General features: G+C 39.8%; 22 protein-coding genes. 10 read left to right on the top strand and 12 right to left on the bottom strand.

Going from position 1 to position 22889, the window contains the following annotated elements:
- Positions 1 to 269: 269 nt before the first annotated feature.
- Positions 270 to 902: a cAMP-activated global transcriptional regulator CRP gene (gene crp, locus PSF09_RS14920; RefSeq protein ID WP_004262556.1), complete on the top strand. Its 633-nt coding sequence runs from the start codon at positions 270 to 272 to the stop codon at positions 900 to 902.
- Between the two features lie 194 nt (positions 903 to 1096).
- The gene (locus PSF09_RS14925) at positions 1097 to 2326 is read left to right on the top strand and encodes a hypothetical protein (protein ID WP_272666020.1); all 1230 of its coding nucleotides are present in this window, start codon (positions 1097 to 1099) and stop codon (positions 2324 to 2326) included.
- 63 nt (positions 2327 to 2389) lie between these two features.
- Here the strand turns inward: PSF09_RS14925 and PSF09_RS14930 are convergent, their stop codons facing one another.
- The 3 genes from PSF09_RS14930 to ppiA form a co-directional block, all read right to left on the bottom strand.
- Entirely contained in the window at positions 2390 to 3604 is a 1215-nt protein-coding gene (locus PSF09_RS14930; protein WP_272684079.1) for an aspartate aminotransferase family protein, read from the bottom strand.
- A 129-nt stretch (positions 3605 to 3733) separates the two neighbouring features.
- The gene (locus PSF09_RS14935) at positions 3734 to 4309 is read right to left on the bottom strand and encodes an aminodeoxychorismate synthase component II (protein WP_004265957.1); all 576 of its coding nucleotides are present in this window, start codon (positions 4307 to 4309) and stop codon (positions 3734 to 3736) included.
- Positions 4310 to 4741: 432 nt separating this feature from the next.
- Positions 4742 to 5314: a peptidylprolyl isomerase A gene (ppiA, locus tag PSF09_RS14940; protein WP_272666022.1), complete on the bottom strand. Its 573-nt coding sequence runs from the start codon at positions 5312 to 5314 to the stop codon at positions 4742 to 4744.
- A 321-nt stretch (positions 5315 to 5635) separates the two neighbouring features.
- Here ppiA and yihA point away from each other — a divergent pair, with 321 nt between their 5' ends.
- Positions 5636 to 6247: a ribosome biogenesis GTP-binding protein YihA/YsxC gene (gene yihA, locus PSF09_RS14945; protein ID WP_272666023.1), complete on the top strand. Its 612-nt coding sequence runs from the start codon at positions 5636 to 5638 to the stop codon at positions 6245 to 6247.
- Between the two features lie 111 nt (positions 6248 to 6358).
- Here the strand turns inward: yihA and PSF09_RS20450 are convergent, their stop codons facing one another.
- The 5 genes from PSF09_RS20450 to PSF09_RS14965 form a co-directional block, all read right to left on the bottom strand.
- On the bottom strand, positions 6359 to 6406 hold the full coding sequence (locus PSF09_RS20450) for a hypothetical protein (RefSeq protein WP_438361642.1): 48 nt from the start codon (positions 6404 to 6406) through the stop codon (positions 6359 to 6361).
- Positions 6407 to 6744: 338 nt separating this feature from the next.
- Positions 6745 to 9537: a DNA polymerase I gene (gene polA, locus PSF09_RS14950; RefSeq protein WP_272684080.1), complete on the bottom strand. Its 2793-nt coding sequence runs from the start codon at positions 9535 to 9537 to the stop codon at positions 6745 to 6747.
- Positions 9538 to 9952: 415 nt separating this feature from the next.
- Positions 9953 to 10573, bottom strand: coding sequence for a thiol:disulfide interchange protein DsbA (gene dsbA, locus PSF09_RS14955; RefSeq protein ID WP_210837234.1), 621 nt, complete (start codon positions 10571 to 10573; stop codon positions 9953 to 9955).
- Between the two features lie 33 nt (positions 10574 to 10606).
- Entirely contained in the window at positions 10607 to 11602 is a 996-nt protein-coding gene (locus tag PSF09_RS14960) for a serine/threonine protein kinase (protein ID WP_247605334.1), read from the bottom strand.
- A 6-nt stretch (positions 11603 to 11608) separates the two neighbouring features.
- Positions 11609 to 11878, bottom strand: coding sequence for a YihD family protein (locus PSF09_RS14965; protein WP_004262581.1), 270 nt, complete (start codon positions 11876 to 11878; stop codon positions 11609 to 11611).
- 216 nt (positions 11879 to 12094) lie between these two features.
- Between PSF09_RS14965 and mobA the strand changes: the two genes are divergently transcribed.
- The 4 genes from mobA to PSF09_RS14985 all read left to right on the top strand — a co-directional run bounded on the left by mobA (position 12095) and on the right by PSF09_RS14985 (position 14626).
- A complete protein-coding gene (gene mobA / locus PSF09_RS14970) occupies positions 12095 to 12682 on the top strand; it encodes a molybdenum cofactor guanylyltransferase MobA (protein ID WP_272684081.1) in 588 nt (195 codons plus the stop codon).
- Positions 12683 to 12684: 2 nt separating this feature from the next.
- The gene (mobB, locus tag PSF09_RS14975; RefSeq protein ID WP_272684082.1) at positions 12685 to 13203 is read left to right on the top strand and encodes a molybdopterin-guanine dinucleotide biosynthesis protein MobB; all 519 of its coding nucleotides are present in this window, start codon (positions 12685 to 12687) and stop codon (positions 13201 to 13203) included.
- Between the two features lie 75 nt (positions 13204 to 13278).
- Positions 13279 to 13977, top strand: coding sequence for a helix-turn-helix transcriptional regulator (locus PSF09_RS14980; RefSeq protein WP_210837231.1), 699 nt, complete (start codon positions 13279 to 13281; stop codon positions 13975 to 13977).
- 49 nt (positions 13978 to 14026) lie between these two features.
- Entirely contained in the window at positions 14027 to 14626 is a 600-nt protein-coding gene (locus tag PSF09_RS14985) for a glutathione S-transferase family protein (protein ID WP_272684083.1), read from the top strand.
- A 56-nt stretch (positions 14627 to 14682) separates the two neighbouring features.
- Here the strand turns inward: PSF09_RS14985 and gorA are convergent, their stop codons facing one another.
- The gene (gene gorA, locus PSF09_RS14990; RefSeq protein ID WP_004266020.1) at positions 14683 to 16035 is read right to left on the bottom strand and encodes a glutathione-disulfide reductase; all 1353 of its coding nucleotides are present in this window, start codon (positions 16033 to 16035) and stop codon (positions 14683 to 14685) included.
- Positions 16036 to 16173: 138 nt separating this feature from the next.
- Positions 16174 to 17016, bottom strand: a complete 843-nt coding sequence (locus PSF09_RS14995; RefSeq protein ID WP_004266023.1) for a 23S rRNA (adenine(2030)-N(6))-methyltransferase RlmJ — start codon at positions 17014 to 17016, stop codon at positions 16174 to 16176.
- Between the two features lie 233 nt (positions 17017 to 17249).
- On the opposite strand from PSF09_RS14995, the gene PSF09_RS15000 reads away from it, so the two are divergent.
- Positions 17250 to 17654, top strand: a complete 405-nt coding sequence (locus PSF09_RS15000) for a DUF1090 domain-containing protein (RefSeq protein WP_004266026.1) — start codon at positions 17250 to 17252, stop codon at positions 17652 to 17654.
- Between the two features lie 201 nt (positions 17655 to 17855).
- Positions 17856 to 18848 (top strand): inner membrane protein YhjD, encoded by a 993-nt coding sequence (gene yhjD / locus PSF09_RS15005; RefSeq protein WP_272684084.1) that lies wholly within the window; start codon positions 17856 to 17858, stop codon positions 18846 to 18848.
- 47 nt (positions 18849 to 18895) lie between these two features.
- Here yhjD and PSF09_RS15010 read toward each other — a convergent pair whose 3' ends face one another.
- Positions 18896 to 19957: an NAD(P)H-dependent flavin oxidoreductase gene (locus PSF09_RS15010; protein ID WP_272684085.1), complete on the bottom strand. Its 1062-nt coding sequence runs from the start codon at positions 19955 to 19957 to the stop codon at positions 18896 to 18898.
- Positions 19958 to 20161: 204 nt separating this feature from the next.
- Here PSF09_RS15010 and PSF09_RS15015 point away from each other — a divergent pair, with 204 nt between their 5' ends.
- Positions 20162 to 21160 carry a serine hydrolase domain-containing protein gene (locus tag PSF09_RS15015; RefSeq protein WP_272666030.1) on the top strand — a complete coding sequence of 333 codons (999 nt, stop codon included), beginning with the start codon at positions 20162 to 20164 and terminating at the stop codon, positions 21158 to 21160.
- 66 nt (positions 21161 to 21226) lie between these two features.
- Here the strand turns inward: PSF09_RS15015 and PSF09_RS15020 are convergent, their stop codons facing one another.
- Positions 21227 to 22723: a M16 family metallopeptidase gene (locus tag PSF09_RS15020; protein ID WP_272666031.1), complete on the bottom strand. Its 1497-nt coding sequence runs from the start codon at positions 22721 to 22723 to the stop codon at positions 21227 to 21229.
- Positions 22724 to 22889: the final 166 nt, after the last annotated feature.

The following is a 22889-nucleotide window of genomic DNA, read 5'->3' on the forward strand; positions in this document are numbered from 1 at the left end:
CGATACAGGGAAGACTTTCTTTATTGGATATGCTACAAACAATACTTAGTTGATAGGATTAAGATCAAAACTCAACGGTTTAATTGATCATATTATAGTGTTGATATCAATTTGCGTTACCCAAAGCAATCAAAAACGCTGAAGCAATCAGCTGTTAGATTATTTAAAGGTATATAAGGCAAATTAATATGCTAAGCTAGTGACTTTAAAGCCAGCCTTTCTAGTATGTTTTTCTGAATGGCTGCAATAACATACAGAGGATAACGCTAATGGTTCTCGGCAAGCCACAAACAGACCCTACTCTTGAATGGTTTTTGTCACACTGCCATATTCATAAATATCCATCCAAGAGCACTCTTATCCATCAGGGTGAGAAAGCAGAAACCCTTTACTATATCGTTAAAGGTTCGGTGGCTGTTTTAATTAAAGATGAAGAAGGCAAAGAAATGATCCTCTCTTACCTGAATCAGGGGGATTTCATTGGTGAGCTTGGGTTATTTGAAGAAGGGCAAGAACGTACTGCGTGGGTTAGAGCCAAAATAGCCTGCGAAGTTGCTGAAATTTCTTACAAAAAATTCCGTCAATTGATTCAGGTAAATCCTGATATTTTAATGCGCCTTTCTGCGCAAATGGCTAGTCGCTTACAAACAACATCTGAGAAAGTCGGTAACCTCGCATTCTTAGACGTTACAGGCCGTATTGCTCAAACGCTATTAAACTTAGCTAAACAACCTGATGCAATGACACACCCAGACGGTATGCAAATCAAAATTACTCGTCAGGAAATAGGCCAAATCGTGGGTTGTTCCCGTGAAACAGTCGGCCGTATTCTAAAAATGTTAGAAGACCAAAACCTGATCTCCGCACACGGTAAAACCATCGTTGTTTATGGTACTCGCTAATTAACCTTTCAGCCTCGCTCTCTTGGCGAGGCATGCAATTTAAAATAACGTTATACCTCTGGTATAACGTTATTTTTTCTTATCCATAGCCTATTTATATACTTTCATTAATGAGTGTCGTTTCTTTATATTTTTCTAGCTAATGATCACACTAAGATAATGGTAACAAAACTATTACTAGGAGATTATTAGTCGTGGAGTTAAATACTAAAGTAAACAATATAAAAAGTTCACCTAATTATATGGATAATAAAAAAATTACATCCAAAAACCTTTCATTTATTGAAGGGTTAAATATTATTAATCCATTAAATACAGGAGGTTATAAGAAAGTAAATTTCGCTATTAAAACTTGTGAGTTTTACAAGAGAGAACAACCCGAGCTAAGCCAACTCCCTTATTCACAACCTGTTGGAAAAATCAAAATTCCTTATATTTATCAAGAGGAATATTTGGTTTCCCCATCAAATGTCTTTAAAAATAATATTACAACAGAAAATAATTCAACAAAAAATATTAAACTGGAAAATACTCCTATGAAAACTAGCAACTCTAATGCAGAGTTAATTAATACTACCAAAAAAAATTTTTTAGTTAAAGATTTCGGTATCAATAAGTTAAAACATTTTTTCCATGAGTCTATTGAAAAAATAAAATCTACTAGCAAAATTCAAAGTTTAATTATCAAAAATAAAACAATACCAAGAAATGAAGATATCTATCATGTTAGATTTTATAATAATAAAGACGCTAACAGTATCATCATGCAAAAAAACAATAAAGAAACAGAGTGCATTGACTTAGAATGGGATAGCTACACCGAAGAACCAAGCTACTTTTTGGGTACATTAGATGAATCAGCGTATCCAAGTTATGAAAATTTAAATTTTGGCTTAAGCCACGATAGTTTTAAAAAAACTCTCCATCTTACTAACTTTCATTCGAGCAATGAGAGCTTAAACTCTAATTCCTCTGGTTATCAGTCAGATAGCAATCCCTCTTTAGGTAATTCAGTGTGCTTTTCAGATGACTTTCTACATCAAGAGAAAAATAAAAACATTAGATTAATAAGTGAAAATTTCAGTAATCTAAATAAAAATGAAATTACAGATAATAAAGCGAACAAAACCAGACTACCTGAAAAAGAAAAAAATAGGACAACTAAAAAACTAAAACAAACACAGGCAGAAAAAATGGAGCAATTAGCCAAAGGAAATAGTTCAACAGGTTATACTCATCCCTCTCGTCGAAATAAAATAGATAACTCAAGTGGAATGAAAAAAATAAAACAACTTGATAAAGAAATAGCTAAACTGGAAGTTTTGAAAAAAGAATACCAAGAAATGGCTGTTATGACTTCAACACATGAAAAAAAAATTGAACAATTAGTATTAGAAGCTAAACAAAGTATCGTAAAAAAGTAAAAAATTTAATCAATAAGATGTTTATTGCAGAGGCAAAATGCCTCTGCAACTTTACTCTACAATTTAACCCAATAACTTACCAATCGCCGTTTCTAATTTCGCCATGCCGCTATTAATTTCTTCCTCGGAAATAATCAGTGAAGGCGTAAAACGTAAAACATTCGTGCCAGCATTGAGCATCATCAGACCTTCTACTACACTAGCTTGCAGGATATCTTTCGAACGGTTCAATAGTTTGCCGTCTAATTCAGCGCCAATTAATAACCCCATTCCTCTGATCTCAGAAAAAATACCGTATTTTTCATTCAGTTTATTTAAATGAGCGACAAATAATTCACGACGTTTTTCGACGCCACTTAACACTTCTTCAGTATTAATAATATCAAATGCCGCATTGCCTACTGCACACGCTAGGGGGTTGCCACCATAGGTGGTGCCGTGCGAACCCACTTCCATGGTTTTTGCCACTTCTTCAATGGTGATCATTGCACTAATAGGGAAACCGCCACCCAATGCTTTTGCCGTGGTTAAAATATCAGGCACAACATTGTAATGCATATAAGAAAATAACTTACCTGTACGCCCCATGCCACTTTGTACTTCATCAAAAATCAGCAAGGCATTATTTTCATCACACAGCTTACGAACTCCTTGCAGAAATTCCGCTGTCGCTGCGGTTACACCACCCTCACCTTGTACTGGTTCAAGAACTACTGCGCAGGTATTTTCATCAATCACTGCTTTGACAGCATCAAGGTCATTAAATGGTACGTGAATAATATCCGCCGGTTTTGGCCCAAAACCATCCGCATATTTTGCTTGCCCACCGACCGAAACAGTAAATAATGTGCGTCCGTGGAAAGCTTGTTTGAAAGCGATAATCTTAGTTTTATAGGGGCTGTATTTAGTAATAGCGTAGCGGCGTGCTAATTTAAACGCAGCTTCGTTAGCTTCTGAGCCAGAATTCACAAAAAACGCGCGGTCAGCAAATGTCGCATTTGTGAGCTTTTGTGCTAACTTTAACGCCTGTTCGTTGGTGAAAATATTACTGACATGCCATAGCTTTTCGCTTTGGTCACGCACAGCAGCCACCAAACTAGGGTGGCAATGCCCCAAAGCAAGAACAGCGATCCCACCAGCAAAATCAATATATTCTTTACCTTGCTGATCCCAAACGCGGCTACCTTCGCCTTTAACTGGAATAAATTCCGCTGGCGAAAAAATAGGCAACATAACTTGATCAAAAGTTTGCCGATTTACTACTGGTTGCTCAGACATACCCCTCACCTGCTCTTATTTAATGCAATTATGAAAATATAAGCATTAAATATGAATAAAAAATCAAAAAAGAGCAATAGCAAAGGGCATAATATGCATAATTAATTTTTTCTGAATACGATTGCTAAATTAATATTTTAGAAAATTATTTAGTAATTCATGGCCTTGTTCACTCAGAATACTTTCAGGATGGAACTGAACACCTTCTATAGGCAAGGTTTTGTGCCGTATTCCCATGATTTCATCAACATCGCCATTATTCAGTGACCATGCGGATACATCAAAAGAAACAGGAAGAGTCTCTGCAGCAATCACCAGAGAATGGTAGCGTGTCACCGTCAAAGGGCGGTTTAAGCCCTTGAATACACCTTGATGGTTATGGTGAATGGCAGAAGTTTTACCGTGCATGACTTCTCGCGCTTTAACGACCGATGCACCAAATGCTTGCCCAATCGCTTGATGCCCTAAGCAAATGCCTAAAATGGGAAGTTTACCTGCAAAGTATTTTATCGCCTCAAGGGAGATGCCAGCCTCATCCGGTGTACATGGCCCAGGTGAAATCACAAGGTGTGTAGGCGAAAGCTGTTCAATTTCTTCGATGGTAATTTCATCATTACGTTTTACTACAACTTCAGCCCCTAATTCACAAAAGTATTGGTATAAGTTGTAAGTAAATGAATCGTAATTATCAATAAGTAGAAGCATATTAGCCTATCCGACTGATTTTTATCATTATATATTATTTTCTTATGCATATTTTTATCGTGTTGGCAATCAGAACGATGATTAAAACACCATAAAAATAATAAGGGCGGCTATCATAGCACAGCCAAAGCAGGAAAATAGCCTATTTAAGTCAATGATTGTTTTTTCTCAGAGAAAATTTCCATATAAAAATCATGGGATTATGTTTACATCCCTATAACAAACTCGCATTTTGACTAAGAATTACTTTAAATACAATGAAATAAGAGACTGTTAAAAAGCAGCAGGCGCTGACACATTTTAGCTAACATAGTTAATAAAGAGAAACTCAAAGAGGAAGGAAAAACATTTTTTTAAGAAAAGTGGGCACGTTAAAGCAACCTACCCACAGTATTCGACACGATAGCTTTTAATGACTGTCGTTTTTAATTACTACGGTTTTTTAATCACTTCAGCAGAAATAATTGTAATAGGTTCAACTGGGACATTTTGGTATGGCCCTACGTTTTCCGTTTTTACTTTAGAGATTTTGTCTGCAACATCCATCCCCTTCACCACCTTACCAAACACAGCATAACCAAAGTCACGTTGGCCGTGGTCTAAGAAAGCATTATCAGCTACATTAATAAAGAATTGGCTCGTTGCGCTGTCTTTATTTGCAGTACGCGCCATAGAAATAGTACCGCGTAAATTACGTAAACCGTTATCCGCTTCATTTTTGATTGGAGCGCGGGTTTGTTTTTGCTGTAAATCTTTATTAAAGCCACCACCTTGAATCATAAAACCTGGGATTACACGGTGGAAAGTGGTTCCGTTGTAATAACCTTCATTAACATACTGAACGAAGTTTTCTGTCGTAACAGGGGCTTTTTTGCTATTCAGTTCTAATTCGATATCACCCGCCGACGTGACTAATTTAACATAAGTTTCACCCGCAGATAATGCAAGAGAAGATGCGCTCATTGCGCAGATGGCCAAAAGTGGCACAAAAATTCGTTTTAACATGTAAGGTCCCTTTCGTTATAGCTCATTACAACTGCAATCAAGCAATTCTAGAGTGAAGCCAACAAGAATGCTGAAGATTTACCTATATTTACGCCAAAAAATAAAAACACACCGAATGCGCTAAATTCTAGACTAATTTCAGTAAAAACGTCATTAATAATGGTTATTTTTCTATTATTACAATTTCGCAGGCTACAACACACACAAAATAATACCTGACACCAAGGAAAAGCGGTTAAGAGGATATTTCGAGTTGTCGGGAAGCGCTAAGCAAAGCTATAATCCTCGAGCCTTTTGAGGCTAACTCAGGGAGAACGACAAATGGCAATTAAAAATCATAACTACCAGATGGCAAAGTTTGTCATCAGTGCGCCCGATATCCGTCATCTACCTAAAGATACTGGAATTGAGGTGGCTTTTGCTGGCCGCTCTAATGCGGGGAAATCCAGTGCGTTAAACGCATTAACACAGCAAAAAAGCTTAGCACGTACCAGCAAGACACCGGGAAGAACTCAGCTAATCAACCTATTTGAAGTTGAGGAAGGCGTTCGCCTTGTTGACCTTCCAGGTTATGGTTATGCCGAAGTTCCTGAAGAAATGAAACGTAAGTGGCAACAAGCTCTCGGGGAATATCTCCAAAAAAGAGAATGCATTAAGGGGCTTGTTGTATTAATGGATATCCGTCATCCATTAAAAGACCTCGATATGCAAATGATTGAGTGGTCTGTCGCAATGAATGTGCCAGTTCTGGTTTTACTCACTAAAGCAGACAAATTGGCTTCTGGAGCAAGAAAGAAACAGTTAATGGAAGTGCGTCAAACACTTGCTCCACTTGAAGGGGATATTGAAGTCGAATACTTTTCAGCACTGAAAAAGATTGGTGTCGATAAACTCCGCATTAAGCTAGATAGTTGGTATAACACACCGGCTTGATTCCTTTTGCAGTGAGCCAGAAATGGCTCATTACGCCCTCATATCTTCTAATTCGCTGAATTTTAGATAAAAAAATGCTCCAGTCAAATACTTGACTGGAGCAGCTAATATTCAGCTAAATCCGATTACGTGAAGTAAAAGGTCTGAAAGATAGAACATCTTACCTCTGTACCCTACGCCTATTAATGTACTTTATTTTTCGCTCGAAAAAAAGCCTTTTTGTAATTTTTTTTCAAAGCTGTCTACGATTCAGCACGATAACATGAATAAAATAAGATAAAAAACGGATTTTAATTACATATTTATGAGATGCATGTCGCATAAAAATGTTATCCATTTCCTAGGGTTTCACCAAAAAATAATTGATTTACTGCAGAGTTATACTAAATTTCTAGTAAATAATTTCAAATGCATAATTATCTGTTATGCCTTCGCTTGAACATAAAAAAACCCCCAATAACGTATTGGAGGTTTTGTAGATTCAATATTATTAAAAATTAATGGGCTTCATCCCAGTTATCGCCTATCCCCACATCCACTTTTAATGGTACATCCAGCTTCATGCTTTGTTCCATTAACAACTGAACCTGAGCTTGGACACGCTCTAACTCAGACTCTTTGACCTCAAAAACCAATTCATCGTGAACTTGCATTAGCATATCTGCATGTGGTTTTTCGGTTTGCAGCCAATTATCAACAGCAATCATGGCTTTTTTAATGATATCCGCTGCAGTTCCTTGCATTGGTGCGTTGATCGCTTCACGTTCTGCGGCTTTACGGCGCATCCCATTACTGGATTTAATATCTGCCAGATATAAACGGCGACCTTCGAGGGTCTCTACATAACCTTGTTCAGACGCTTGTAAGCGTGTGTTTTCCATATAACGCAATACACCAGGGTAGCGTTCAAAGTAGAGATCCATATAGCGCTGAGCTTCACCACGAGGGATCCCTAATTGACGTGCTAAGCCAAACGCACTCATGCCATAGATAAGCCCGAAGTTAATTGCCTTAGCACTACGGCGTTGGTCACTGGTGACTTGTTCCAGTGGTACACCAAAGACTTCAGCGGCCGTTGCTTTATGGATATCTTTCCCTTCCGCAAACGCAGTTAATAGGCCTTTATCTTGAGATAAATGCGCCATAATACGTAATTCAATTTGCGAGTAGTCCGCCGCCATCACTTTGTAGCCTTCACGAGCAATAAAGGCTTGGCGGATCCGGCGCCCCTCTTCAGTTCTAACTGGGATATTTTGTAAGTTAGGATCCCGAGAAGACAAACGCCCTGTTGCTGTGACAGCTTGGTGGTAAGAAGTATGAACACGCTGAGTACGCGGGTTAATCATCAGAGGCAGTTTATCCGTATACGTGGATTTTAATTTGGCTAAACTACGGTGCTCAAGCAACAATTTTGGCAATGCATGATTCAGCGCCAATTCTTCAAGCACTTCTTCATTCGTCGACGCTGCCCCACTTGGCGTTTTCTTTATCACTGGCAATTGTAATTTTTCGAATAAAATCGTTTGCAATTGTTTTGGTGAAGCGAGGTTAAATTCTTCCCCCGCAAGTTCGAAAGCCTCTTTTTCCAGCTCAGCTAAACGGGCAGTAATCACTTTTGACTGCGCAGCAAGCACATTTGCGTCAATTAAAACACCTTTGCGCTCCATGCGGACTAACACTGGCACAAGTGGCATTTCAATATTTTGGAAAATATGATTAAGCTTTGGCTCCGCTTCTAATTGTGGGTATAACGCTTGGTGCAGTAATAACGTGACATCTGCATCTTCTGCTGCATAATTAGCCGCTTCTTCTAAGGCAATTTGATTAAATGTCAGCTGTTTTTTGCCCTTACCCGCGATTTCTTCAAAGCTCACAGTTTTGTGGTTTAAATGGCGATCGGCCAAACTGTCCATATCATGGCGCCCCATCCCCGCAACACTATTTAACACATACGATTCCAGCATGGTGTCATAACCGATACCTTTTAATTCAATACCGTAGTTTTCAAGAACTTCTGCATCATATTTCAAGTTCTGGCCAACTTTGAGAATTTTTTCACTCTCAAGTAAAGGTTTCATAACGTCCAAAACTTCTTCTAGAGGGAGTTGTACTGGCGCATCAAGGTAATCGTGGCCTAATGGCAAATAAGCAGCATGTCCTGGCTCAATTGCAAATGACATGCCCACTAAACGGGCTTCTTGGGTATCTAAGCTATCGGTTTCAGTATCAAAAGCAAATAATGATGCCTTGCTCAGTTTCTCAACCCAGCGCTCTAAATCTGCTTTTTCTAAAATCGTTTGGTAATTTTCAGCACTCAATGTTGGCGTTGTTGGGGTTGATGGCTTGGCAGCTGACATTGCTGGCGTTGGGCTCACTTTTGTACTTGTGCCTTTCCCCTCCATCCATGTCCCATTTTCAACATCCGTTAACCAACGTTTAAATTCATAACGGCTGAATAATTGATGTAACTTATCCACATCTGGCTGAGCAACTTGTAACTCTTCACAGGTTTTTTCCAGCTCAACATCCGTTTTAATCGTCGCTAATTGATATGATAAAAAAGCAACATCACGGTTTTCAGCCATTTTAGAGGCTAAAGTTTTAGAGCCTCTAAAACCTAATGGAGCGATAGCTTCAAGGTCATTATAAATTGCTTCTAAGCTACCAATACCTTGCAGTAAGGCTAGCGCTGTTTTTTCGCCCACACCAGGCACGCCGGGAATGTTGTCTGATGAGTCGCCCATTAGTGCTAAGAAATCGATAATAAGCTCAGGCGGGACACCATATTTTTCTTTGACTTCATCAGGCCCTAGAATAGTGTTATTCATGGTATTAATGAGCGTAATATTAGGCTCAACTAATTGTGCCATATCTTTATCGCCCGTACTGATTAACACTGGCATACCTTTTCGGCTTGCTTCACAGGCTAATGTTCCGATGACGTCATCGGCTTCTACCCCAGAAACAACAAGCAAAGGCAACCCCATCGCTTCCACCATTTCATGCAATGGGGCGATTTGAGCGCGCAAGTCATCAGGCATCGGTGGGCGATGAGACTTATAGCTTTCGAACAATTCATCACGAAATGTTTTTCCCTTCGCATCAAAGACAACCGCTACATGGCTAGGTTTATACTGCATAATTAAACTACGTAGCATATTGAGCACGCCATACATTGCCCCTGTAGGCTCACCAGCACTATTGGTCAGTGGAGGGAATGCATGATAAGCACGGTATAGGTAAGAGGAACCATCAACCAAAATAAGGGGGTTTTCTGCAATCTGAGCCATAATCTGTCATCATCTTTTAGTCAGGAACGAATGCTAATAGGATGCCATAATGTCGCCTCAGATACATCCCAAGTTTTATATTCCGCTTAATCGCGTTGTTAAAAGCACGCCAAATCATTCACGATTTTAAATACATTATTTATTAAGATTAGTTAAAATTATTATTTACAATTAACTTAATCACACCAATGTACTAAATGCGTGACTAATATCCTGTGGATAACCTTGTGTGTAAAATTATGTTATTCCGTAAATTCAATAAGTAATACGATAACCGAGAGTAAAAACAGGAAAGTAAAATCAAAGGGTTAGCACAAGATTGAGTGAATTTAATACAGCTTAGAGAATGTCTTAGAATTGTGGATATTGATAGGAGAAAAAAGACGATGGCAAATTTACCACCGTCTATTTGCGATTATTTTTTACTGACTAAGAAGTTCACAACGTTAGAGAACTCTTTGCCATAATCAGCGGCATTATCAACTGAGATACCGTTATTACGAACTTGGTATTTACCATCAACAAATAATGCAGGAACACCGCGCAGTTTTAAGTCTTGCGCTGCATTTTGCTGTTTCGCAACGATAGATTTTACAACGAAGCTATTTAAAGCTGCATCATACTCTTCACCAGAAATACCGGCTTTGATAAAGGCATTACGAATATCTGCTTTGCTGTTGATAGTTTGCGTTTTTTGGATACCTTCAAACAAAATAGGCGTCACTTTGTCTTCTGCTTTCAGGACAATCGCAACAGCCCAAGCTTGGGTTAAATCAGCACCTAAAGGACCGAGAAAATCAACGTGATAACGTTCCATTTTCACGCCTTCTGGCAAGTTTTTCTCTACGGTTTGAGGCACTTTATACACGCTCTCAAATTGATAGCAGTGTGGGCAATAAAATGAGAAGAACTCCAGAACTTGTGGCAAATTCGGTACAGCTTTAACATCAGTATACTCTTTACCTTCCGTGTAGTTTGCCGCTGCAGCACTAAAAGACATGGCAATACCAAGCAAAGCCAACATAATTTTTTTCATAGACTACATTCTCCAAAAACAAAAACTTAAAAGTTAAAACTGAGGGGTTAACTGCAAAGGGGCGTCTTGCAACCGTTCAATCTGTTGATTAAATTCGAGCGATTGTTTTTGCCAAAAATCATCAGCTTGTAGCCAAGAAAATGCTCGAGGAAATGCTGGGTCTTGCCAACGACGGATAATCCACCCGAGATAATGTACCATACGCATTGCCCTAAGAGGTTCAATAAGCTTCAGCTGTTTTACATCAAAATCACAAAACTCATTATACGTTTCTAACAACGTATCCAATTGAATGACTTGTTCTTGGCGAGAGCCATTAAGTAGCATCCAAAGGTCTTGAATTGCAGGCCCGTTTCGGGCGTCATCAAAATCCACCAGCCAAGCTTCATCACGCCATAGAATATTGCCTGGGTGGCAATCACCTTGTAAACGAATAGATGAAATTGAGCTAGGCCACTGCAATTTTACTTGTGCAATCAATGCATCTAATGACTCTATAAATTGGGACTTATAACGTTCTGCAATTAAAGGACTCGATGCTATCACTTGGCGAGGTTGTGCCAAATATTCATCGAGACCTATTGTCGGACGAAATGCAAAATTTTTACGCTGACCAATTTGGTGTATACGCCCTAATAAGTGGCCGACACTTTCTAATTGAAACAAGTTATCTGTTTCATATTGTCTGCCGCCGACACTCGGAAAAATTGCAAATATAAACCCACCAAATTCCAATACCGTTTGCCCTGCAAATTCAAGAGGTGCAGCTACAGATAACCCTTCATCTTGAAGCTCTAAAGTGAAATCATGTTCTTCTTGAATTTGTGAACGATTCCAACGCTCGGGACGATAAAATTTAACCACATAGCGTTGCCGATTTTCGTCTTGAAACTGATAAACTCGATTTTCGTAGCTATTTAATTCAAGCAGCCCAGATTCGGGGTAAACCCCGACTTCCATTAAGGCGTCTAAAATTAAGTCAGGGGAAATTCCACTAAAATGGAAATTCGAATGTTCTATTTGATCCATCGCGTTTTAATCTTTAATAATGCCACGGGCACGCAAAATAGCGGTTTTAAAGTCATCTTCATAATCTTTTTTTAAACCTGGGATCGCTTCATTGCTGTCCGAGCCACGCATTTTTAAATGATAAATCAGCACATCATCTGTTAACTCAGATAAACTGCCTTTAAAACCTGCTTCGTCAGCCAGTTTTTGCAATAATTCAACCAAGTTTAAATCTGAATTATCTTTCCAGACAGGGTGCAGAAGCTCAATAACTTCATTTAAGCGATGGCATTTCATGTTTATTCCTTTATCACGAATATTCGATACAAGTTACCAATAATCATACAAGAGAAAAAGCTAACTGTTGTCAATCTACGTAAAGTTTAACTGCAATACGCAGGAATATTCATTGATTTTATAGCAAAATAGAATAAATTTTAGTAATTACTATACTCGAAAGTGTTTTCTCGGAATGTTGAAACATTTTCTTGAAGATATTCAAGGATATTGAACATGTCATTTCGTCAGTCAATAACCGGTGTCATACTTGCAGGCGGCCGAGGAAGCAGAATGGGTGGGCAAGATAAAGGCTTAGTCCCTTTACTCAGTAAACCACTCTACCAGTATATTTTAGCGCGTTTAAGCCCCCAAGTGGGCCAAGTCATCATCAATGCAAACCGCAATCAAGCGCGTTATCGAGAGAGCCAGTTGACCGTTATTTCTGATTTAAATCACGATTTTTCCGGTCCACTCGCTGGAATGCAAGCTGCACTACACTATGCTAAGACAGAGTGGTTGCTATTTGTACCTTGTGACGTTCCTGATTTTCCACTTAATTTAGCTAAAAAAATGTTTAGTGAGAAAGGCACTCACCTTGCCTGCTATGCACAAGATAATGAGCGAGAACATCCAACATTCGCTTTACTACACAACTCGCTTAAAACTCGCCTTGATGATTACCTTGCAAGAGGCGATCGCAAACTGATGCTATTTATGCGTGAAATCGACGCAAAAGGTATCATTTTCACGTCAGAGTCTGACACGTTTATTAATTTAAATACTCCGGAAGATAGCCGTCTATGGGAGCGGCAACGAAAATAGCCATGAATCAGAATACTCTACCTCTACTTGGCATTACCGCTTATAGCGGCACTGGCAAAACAACATTATTAAAAAAAGTGATCCCGTTACTTCGCAAACGTAATGTTCGCGTTGGTTTAATTAAGCACACTCACCATGACATGGAAGTGGATAAACCGGGCAAAGACAGCTTTGAATTACGTAAGGCAGGTGCAGACCAAACACTCGTTGCTAGTGAAAAACGCTGGGCATTAATGACTGAGACCCCCGACGCTAATGAAATGGATCTACGCTATTTAGCCAGCCGTTTCGATCCCTCATCATTAGATCTGATCCTCGTTGAAGGATTTAAACATGAAACGATCGATAAAATCGCGTTGTTTCGCTCTGAGGTGGGTAAACCCCTTAATGGCTTGATAGATAACTATGTGGTTGCTGTTGCAAGTAATGAAATCATTGATACTCACGTGCCGCAATTAGATATCAATAACCCGGAGCAAATCGCTGATTACATTGTGTCTTGGTGGCAAAAAAGTCAATAACTCCCTAATACTGCGTTTATTTTTTGGCGCAAATAAGCGCGGTTTAAATTCATTAAAAATAACCTAAAGACGCTCATGACTCGTACTCAACGTTTACTGACCTTATTGCAGATACTCAAAGAGAATCGCTACCCTATTACCGCTGAAGCACTTTCATCACAACTGCAAGTCAGCGTGCGTTCTATCTATCGAGATATTGAATCTCTACGTGACCAGGGTGCTGAAATTATCGGGGAAGCTGGTATTGGCTACCAATTAAAAACGGGTCTGTTATTACCGCCTTTAGCTTTCGATGAAAATGAACTTGAAGCCTTAACATTAGGTTTACGTTGGGTAAAAAGTAATGCAGACACCGAACTAAAAAACTCCGCAATACGGGCAATAAGTAAAATTAATGCCGTAGTAGCAGGTCATTCACAGAAAATCCTAAATCAAAATACCTTATTTGCACCTACCACACATTTCTATGAAATTAACGACATCATCGTTAAAGACTTACGTTTAAGTTTACGAGAAGAATGCAAAGCCAAAATGACTTATCTTGACGGACAAAACCAGCCTAGTGAACGAATTATTTGGCCAATTGCGATTGGTTATATGAAAGATTCACAAGTACTGGCTGCTTGGTGTGAATTACGGAAAAGTTACCGCCACTTTCGTTTAGACCGCATTCAATCTTATTGTGCTCTTACTGACAAACTCCCTTATCCAAAAAACTACCTGCTAGAACGCTGGCAAAAAGAAGTATTGTGCGTCTCTCCTGACAATTTCTGACACTCAGCTCCCTTATAGTAAGCGTTCAACTTCATATAAGGAAATCACCATGAGCGAACTGGTTCTTTTTACTAATTCAATGTCACGTGGTAACACAGTCGACCTACTATTAAAAATTTTAGACGTTCCTTACAAGCGTATTGAATTAGGTTATGGTGCAGATATGCATACGGCTGAATATCTTGCAATTAATTCGATGGCGAAAGTTCCCGCACTTGTTGATGGTGATGCGATTGTGACGGAAACGGCGGCAATTTGTCTCTATCTAGCCGATAAATTTATTGAAAAAGGCTTAGCGCCTGCATTGAATGACCCTAAACGTGCAGATTATTATCGCTGGTTCCTATTTACTGCTGGGCCCATTGAATCCGCATTCACTATCAATAACTTAGGGATTCAATTAGATGAAGAGCAGCAAAAATCATCTGGCTTTGGCTCTGTCGAACGCACAATGGCCTGCTTAGAAATCGGTTTAAACAATGCTAAACCGTTTATTTGTGGTGAGCAATTTACTGCTGTCGATGTGTATGTCGGTGCATTTGTGATGTTTTTAGTCAAATACCAAATCATGGAAACCACCCCTGCGATGCAAAAATACCTTGATAGCTTAGCGACTATTCCTGCGATTGCAGAACTGTTGACAAAATAATGCCAAAAAAAAGCTAAGCTCAAATGAACTTAGCTTTTAATTTAAATAACCAATACTTAACGCATGGTCACGAATTCTTCTGCCGCTGTCGGGTGAATAGCGACAGTATTATCGAAGTCTTTTTTGGTTGCGCCCATTTTTAATGCAACCGCAAAGCCTTGTAAGATTTCATCCATTCCGAAACCAATACCATGGATACCCACGATTTTTTCATCTTCACCAACACAAACTAATTTCATACGGCAAGGCTGACGATGCGAAGTGACGGCGGTATACATGGCTGTGAAAGATGACTTATAGCATTTCACTTTATCAGCACCATATTTTTCAATCGCTTCTGGCTCAGTTAAACCGACAGTACCAATTGGTGGGTGTGAGAACACCACCGTTGGGATATTACTGTAATCTAAGTGTTCATCCGGTTTATTATTAAATAAACGTTCAGATAAACGACGACCCGCAGCAACCGCAACAGGGGTTAACTCAACGGCACCAGTGTTATCACCAACTGCATAGACACCCGGTACATTGGTATTTTGGTATTTATCAACCTTGATATAACCTTTTTCATTCAGTGCGACGCCTGTGGCTTCAATATTCAGGTTATCTGTCATTGGTTCACGACCAATAGCCCAAATTAATGCATCGACGGTTTGTTCTTGACCATTTTCCAGTTTTAACGTCAGTGAGCCATCTGCATTTTTCACGACTTCTTTTGGAATTGATTCCGTATGCAGTTTAGGGCCTTCCGTATTCATGACTTCCACTAATGTTTCGACAATCAGTGGGTCAAATGAGCGCAGTGGTGCATGTTTACGTACAAATAAATGCGCCTCTGCACCTAAACCATTTAATACACCCGCGAGCTCAACAGCAATATAGCCAGCGCCCACGACTGCAACACGTTTTGGTAATGCTTCAAGTTCAAAGAAACCGTCAGAAGTCATTCCATATTCTGCCCCTGGGATAGCAGGGATCACAGGGCGCCCGCCAGTTGCAATCAAAATATGGTCTGCGGTGTAGGTTTCACCATTTACCTCAACAGTATGGGCGTCAATAAAACGTGCAAAACCATTGATGACATCAACTTTATTATTGCCTAAAACACGGTCATAAGACTGGTGAATGCGGTCAATATAAGCAGTACGACTATCAATAAGTGTTTTCCAATCAAAACGATTAATTGTCGCATCAAAACCATAATCAGGACCATAATTGCGAATAGCTTCCGAGATTTGTGCTGCATGCCACATCACCTTTTTCGGTACGCAGCCCACGTTAACACAAGTCCCACCTAATGCTTTCGCCTCAATTAAGGCACATTTTTGTCCATACATTGCTGCACGGTTCATCGACGCAATACCACCGCTTCCGCCACCAATTGCGATATAGTCGTAATGTTTGCTCATAATTTGGTTATTCCCATTGATTGAATGATTTATGAATGCATTTTCTCGCATCATGCTATTGATTGTCATGGCATAAATAGCGCTTTACGATAGATAACACCTGTTAATTTAATCGTTATTACCTATCAAAAATACAGTTTACTCTGGAACAATCCACTCAACTAACGTATGTCCAGTACCTTCAGGAACGAGTGTTTTGTGTAACCACGGCAGCACATTCTTCATTTGCTGCTCAAGTTTCCAAGGTGGGTTGATAACAATCATACCGGATGCCGTCATTCCACGTTGATCGCTATCAGGACGTACCGCCAATTCAATTTGTAGTATTTTTCGAATACCTGTTGCTTCTAATTGATTGACCATACGCTTAATTTGTTGACGCAATACAACAGGATACCAAATTGCATATGTTCCTGTTGCAAAGCGTTTATAGCCTTCCACCACCCCTTTCACGACCGCTTCATAATCCGTCTTCATCTCATAAGGTGGATCCATTAGCGCAAAGCCACGTCGACTCTGTGGGGGTAATTTCGATTTCAGTTGTTGATAACCATCTTCCCTGAAAACTTGCGCGCGGTTATCTCGTGAAAATTCCGTACGTAATAACGGATAATCGCTCGAATGTAATTCCGTTAATACCAGCTTATCGTGTTCACGTAATAAATATTTTGCCAATAATGGTGAGCCTGGGTAATAGCGTAAACGCCCATTATCATTCAGTTGGCGCACAATATTCATGTACGGCAATAATTCCTCAGGTAAATCCGGTTGCTCCCAAATACGCGCAATCCCTTCAAGATATTCACCTGTTTTTTCCGCATGTTCCCCCGTTAATTGATAACGGCCAGCACCTGAGTGCGTATCTATATACAGAAACGGTTTTTCTTTCTCTTTCAGAGATTCAATGATCAAGCTCTGTACCGTGTGTTTTAGCACATCGGCATGGTTGCCTGCGTGAAAGCTGTGACGATAACTTAACATGTAACGTTTATTTCCTGAGGAAATTTAATATTAGCCACTAAGATGACTATTATTAAATAGGTTCTTTAAAGATAGCCTTTTTGAACAAAAAATAGACCGGATTTATTCTTCCGCCTCATTATAGCTAAATTTAGCGACAAATGTCATAACCATAGTCATGCTAAAATTCACATGACCAGAATGAAAGAAAACGCTATCCTAAACACAAATTTAAAAATAAACAGAGGTAAATTATGAATAAGTTACTTATCACCACCAGCGCTTGTGTTTTATTTTTTGCTAGCTCATCGGCAATGGCAGCAAAAACACAAAACGGCTGCGAAATAAAAAAACAACGCATCGAAGAACAAATCAATTACGCTAAGCAACATGGAAATCAGCATCGAGTAAGAGGCTTAGAAGAAGCATTAGATAATGTGAATCGTTATTGTACGCCTGAATCTTTATACCGTGATAGCCAAAAAGAGGTAGCAGAGAAAACAGAAAAAGTGCAAGAACGCGAAGCTGAATTACAAGAAGAAAAACTAGAGGGCAATGACCGTAGCAAAATTGAAAAGCGCGAGAGAAAATTAGCAGAAGCACAAGCTGAATTAAAAGAGGCCCAAGCTGAGCTGAAAGTTTATAAAGATGCGCTTTAGCCTATCGCCCCTTTTCCTCTGATTAATTAATTAGTTACTTTAACTTTAAACAAACATCCCAATGACTATTTATCTCATAACACAGTCATTGGGATGAATTTATTGGCCAATTTAAGCTATAGTATTGTGCATATCATTCATTTATAGGCATTAAATAGGTCGAAAAGTCAGACAATTTTAGTTGCGGGAAAAGGGGATTAAATGTCGAATACGCAGGAAGAAGAACAAAAAGATACCAATAAACTGAAAGCGACACTGAATAAAAGTATTGATGGCAGTAAAAAAGCATTGACCTTCTCAATGCGAGTTGTGAACTTTATTTGTGCGATTCCTTTTATTGCTCATATCATTCGTACTGCACAACGTTTTAACGACCGAATGGGAAACCAGTTTGGGGCTGCAATTACCTATTTCTCCTTTCTCTCTTTAATTCCTGTTTTAATGTTTTCATTCGCCGCTGCCGGTTTTGTATTAGCCAGCAATCCTGAACTACTTGAAAAATTAGTTCGTGGAATTTCTGCAAATATTACTGACCCTACGCTCGCAAATACATTAGAAAGAACAATCGATACGGCAATACGTCAACGTACGACAGTTGGATTAACCGGGTTAGCTTTAGCCGTATACTCCGGAGTTAATTGGGTTAATAACTTACGCTTGGCTATTTTGGCGCAATCACGTTCTGTATGGGAACGTAATGAAGATGAACATGAAAATATTATTTTCCGCTACATTCGCGACTTCTTTGCTTTAATTGGTCTACTTATTGCCTTAATTGTGACAATTACCCTGACTTCTGTTGCTGGCTCTGCACAGGCGACGATTGTCAGTACTCTTGGGCTAGACGGTATAGAATGGCTTAAACCTGCTTGGACACTAATTGGCTTAACTATATCAATTACAGCCAACTTCCTATTATTTTTATGGATTTTTTGGATCCTACCGCGTATGCAACACCGTCGTAGATCGCTATTTAAAGGCACTTTGCTGGCGGCTATTGGGTTTGAAATTATTAAATCCATTATGACTTGGATTTTACCTAACCTTGCTTCATCGCCTTCTGGAGCCGCATTTGGTTCAGTCCTTGGGCTAATGGCCTTCTTCTACTTCTTTGCGCGTTTAACTTTATTTTGTGCAGCTTGGATAGCGACTGATGAGCCAAAAGGTTCATTGGATAACGGAATGATTAAATAGCAACTTATTGAGGGCGGTGATGTTAACCCGCCCTACCTCGCTTAAAACTAGCGTTTCATTTCTTCCGCTAACGTTCTAACCAATAAAGACGCTGGCATCTCGCGAGCTTTCGCCACACTCTGCCCCGCCCAATATGCCGCAAACTCATCGCTACCTGACTTCATTGCCGCCGCATTAAGTTGCTTACCAATATCATAAACTAATGGGTAATCAGGTAATTTATTTGTCTCGTAGCCATTACCTACTTGAATAAATTGATTAATAATCCCTCTCGCTGGGCGTCCTGAAATCGCAGAAGTGAGTTGAGTGAGATCCCCAGTTTGCTGTTTGATCTTAGCCCGATAGCCTGCATTCGCAGCAGATTCAGGACAAAGCAAAAATGCCGTTCCTAATTGCGCGGCAGCAGCACCGCACTCTAAAGCCATATTGATAGCTTGCCCATCCATCATGCCACCCGCTGCAATTACTGGTAAATCAATATGTTGAGAGATTAATGTCACTAATTCATAAGTGGTGAGTTCCTCATCTAAAGATTGCAAATCAAATATGCCTCGATGCCCTCCCGCCTCAATACCTTGTGCAACTACCGCGTCAATTCCAGCCAATTCAACTTGTTGGGCTTCGTACAAATTCGTAGCCGTCGCCATGGTATAGATACCGTGTTGCTTGAATTGCTGTATCACCTCGGTGGATGGAATATTAAAATGAAAACTCACTACTGCAGGTTTTGTTTCGAGTAACATCGATAACATTTCTGAGTTATCTAAAAAAGTTTGATAAATTTCATTGAGATAAGCAGGGGGAGTCTCATTAAATTGAGCAAAATAAGGTGCTAAATACTGGATCCATCCCTGTTCATTAGCAGGGTAACGTTTAGCCGGTAAATGGCAGAATAAATTGACATTGAATGCTTTACTTGTCAGTGCTTGCGTTTGAGTAATCAATTGGCGAGCCTGTTCCACTGAATTTGCGCCTAAGCCAAGCGAGCCAAGCCCACCCGCCTCTGAGACCGCAGCAGCTAGTGTTGGAGTAGAAACACCCGCCATCGGGGCTTGTATGATGGGATAACGCAAACCTAACCGTTGTAGAAATGTATTCGAGTTGTTCATGTTCTTTCCTTTACTTCAATGTCCGGGTACATTTTATGTTCTTATATTGAAGATAAACATAGCACCAAATTTATATAAAAAGAAAAAACACTTGCCATCATGTGGTCGCCATATTATTCCTTTAAGCGCATTTAAAGCGTACATTGAATTGTATAAATATGATTAAGATGGCATGCATCTTAATCATTTAACAATGAGATTATTATGACCCTCCCTATTCAACAGCTCGAAAATTTAACTTGTGGTGTCGTCCTTTACTACCATAATCAAACCAAAAATAGCGTGAATACCTTCTGTGCTAGAGGGGCGGATATTGAAGGTATGCCTCTCACTGTTGATACACCGCTGCGAATTGCCAGTAATACAAAGACATTTACCGCCGCTGCAATTTTACGCCTTACTGAAATGGGAAAACTCAGTATTGATGATGCAATATCTAAATATATTGACCCACAGTATAATGCGCTACTCAGTCGCCAATATAACACTCACGCTATCACTATCCGCCATTTACTAGAACACAGCAGTGGCCTACTAGACCATGCAGATGGTGACTACCTCAAAGCCGTTCTTAAACAACCTAATTATGTTTGGAGCCGAACCGAACAAGTCGAAATGTACATGCATAAACAGTTTCCAACATTTTCGCCTTCTGAATCCTTTATCTATTCAGATACTGGATATATTTTGCTCGGTGATATTATTGAACGAATTACGGGCAAATCCCTTGGCCTAGCAGTTAGGGAACTTTTGCATTTCGACACTATTGGTCTTGAAAGCGCCTATTGGGAATCATTAGAACAACCATCCCAAGACTCAGCCCCAAGAGCACGTCAATATTTAGGTAAATGGGATGGAACTCATATTCACGCCTCCATGGATGCCTATGGTGGCGGTGGCTTAGTTATGTCATCGAAACAAATGGCGATATTTTTAGAAGCACTGTTTGAGGGGAATATTTTTTCATCACCGAATACACTAAAGACGATGCTAAGTGTGGGGTCTCACGAAGGTGCAGAAAACTATCGATTGGGCATTATGGTGAATGTTGTCAATGGCATCACCTTGTATTCCCATTTGGGTTTTTGGGGGTCTGTCGCCTATTACGCACCTGAAGCAAAAACCTGTGCGGCAGGGTTTGTTGATGACAAAGAGTCACGAGAAACGCTAATTTGTGTGATTGAATCGCTATTAAGCCAATAACATTAAATTAAAAGATAGCCACTGAATCATTCAATAGCTATCTTTCATATTTCTATTCTTACTCACTTATTGTGCGGCTGGCTTTTCTGCAACAGGTGCAGCCGGAGCCACTTCTGTTGATGCTGGAGCGGCAATTTGCGGCCATAGCACCTTGGTAAATTTCTGGCGAATTTGTTCTGCATCCATCATTTGTTTATCTTTTGGCTGCGCTAATACAAAAGCGGCCTCTTGAGATAATAACCGACGGGCTTCCATATTCACCTGCTCAAGGCTTTGTGATGCCAAGAAAGCTTGCCTTAAGCGTTGGTACTGTTCAGGAGCAATATCAACCACCCCATTTTGTTGGGAAATCAGACGTTGGCTAATCAAAACATCGGTACTCGTACGCGCGTAGGCGGCAAATAATTGCGATAACTGCACCTGTTTTTCTTTGAGCATGTCGTCAAATAACTCAGCAGCAATACCATTTTGGTTAATCGATGCAAGTTCATTCGCGACGATATCTGTCACCGCTTCCATTTTTTCAGGCGCTGCCGTCACCGTTAATGTGCAACTGGCTTTTTGATATTGCACGCGGCAATCTAGCCCCGGAACAACTTCCCCCTGATTAAATTTCTGATTGAACGCTTTTTGCAGAGAACGATAGACAGCCTCACGCGCTAAATCACTCGACCAATAACGCAGTAAAACATTTGAGTCTTTAATGGGTAGCCAATCAATGTCCCAAATTAAAGAAAGCGTATCCTGCGCAGGTTGTTCCTGCAAAATATCAATAGATTGCGGTTTTACTGCTGATAATACCGCAACAGAAACAGGTTCAGAGCGCTTACCTTCTAATGAAGAGAACGTTTGTGAGATTGAATCAGATAACATTCGAGAATCTACATGGCCCGCAACATACAATGTCATCACATCTGGTGTGTACCATTTTTGATAAAACGAGTTCACACTATCAAGAGCGACAATACCATTCGGTTTTTGGCCAGGGTCATATCCCATCATTGTTGAACCCTTTAAACGCGCTCGCCAAACAGGGTCGTTAGCATTTAAAGGTAGTGTTGCAACTGGGACATTTTGTGCCGTCAAACCGTTATGCAATGTCGTTTCTGTGTACTCAGCACCTGCAACAGAAGTCGCTAGCCAGCTTAGGGCTTGCTTAATTAAGTCTGGGCGATTATTTGGTAAGCTTAAGCTATAAATAGTGTAGTCATAGGAAACAACCGCGGGTGGAATTGGCATATCAGGGTCTGCGGCCTGGCGCCAGAATTCTTGCAATGTTGCGGTTGGAAATGCTTCAGTTTGATGAAACAACGCCATTTTAGGTATAAGGTAACTGTATCCTTTCTCGCTCGCTTTTTCTGTTAATGAGCCTGTTTTAATTGCTAACCTGAGCTGGATACGGTCATTTGGACGTTGTGGTGTTTGTAATAATTGCCAGCTAAAGCCATTTTCTAGCTTCCCTTGCTGCCATGCTGGATCAGGTTGTAAAGGCTCAGCGCCAGCTAAATGCGCGACTGAGAATAATACAACACCAATGATATACCGAACTTTCAAGCCCTGCATGTAAACCCCTATGTGTTTTATATCTTTATATTTAACCGCGAATAACGACAGATAAATTAACGAAAAACGCGAACTTATCGGGTTAAACGATATAGTTTGGCTTTATTCCATTTTTCATTGTCACCACTATAACGATATTAGACCATAAAGCTGAGTTCATGTTCAT

Origin of the sequence: Providencia sp. PROV141 (assembly GCF_028481645.1) — a bacterium.
In the GTDB taxonomy this organism is placed as follows: domain Bacteria; phylum Pseudomonadota; class Gammaproteobacteria; order Enterobacterales; family Enterobacteriaceae; genus Providencia; species Providencia rettgeri.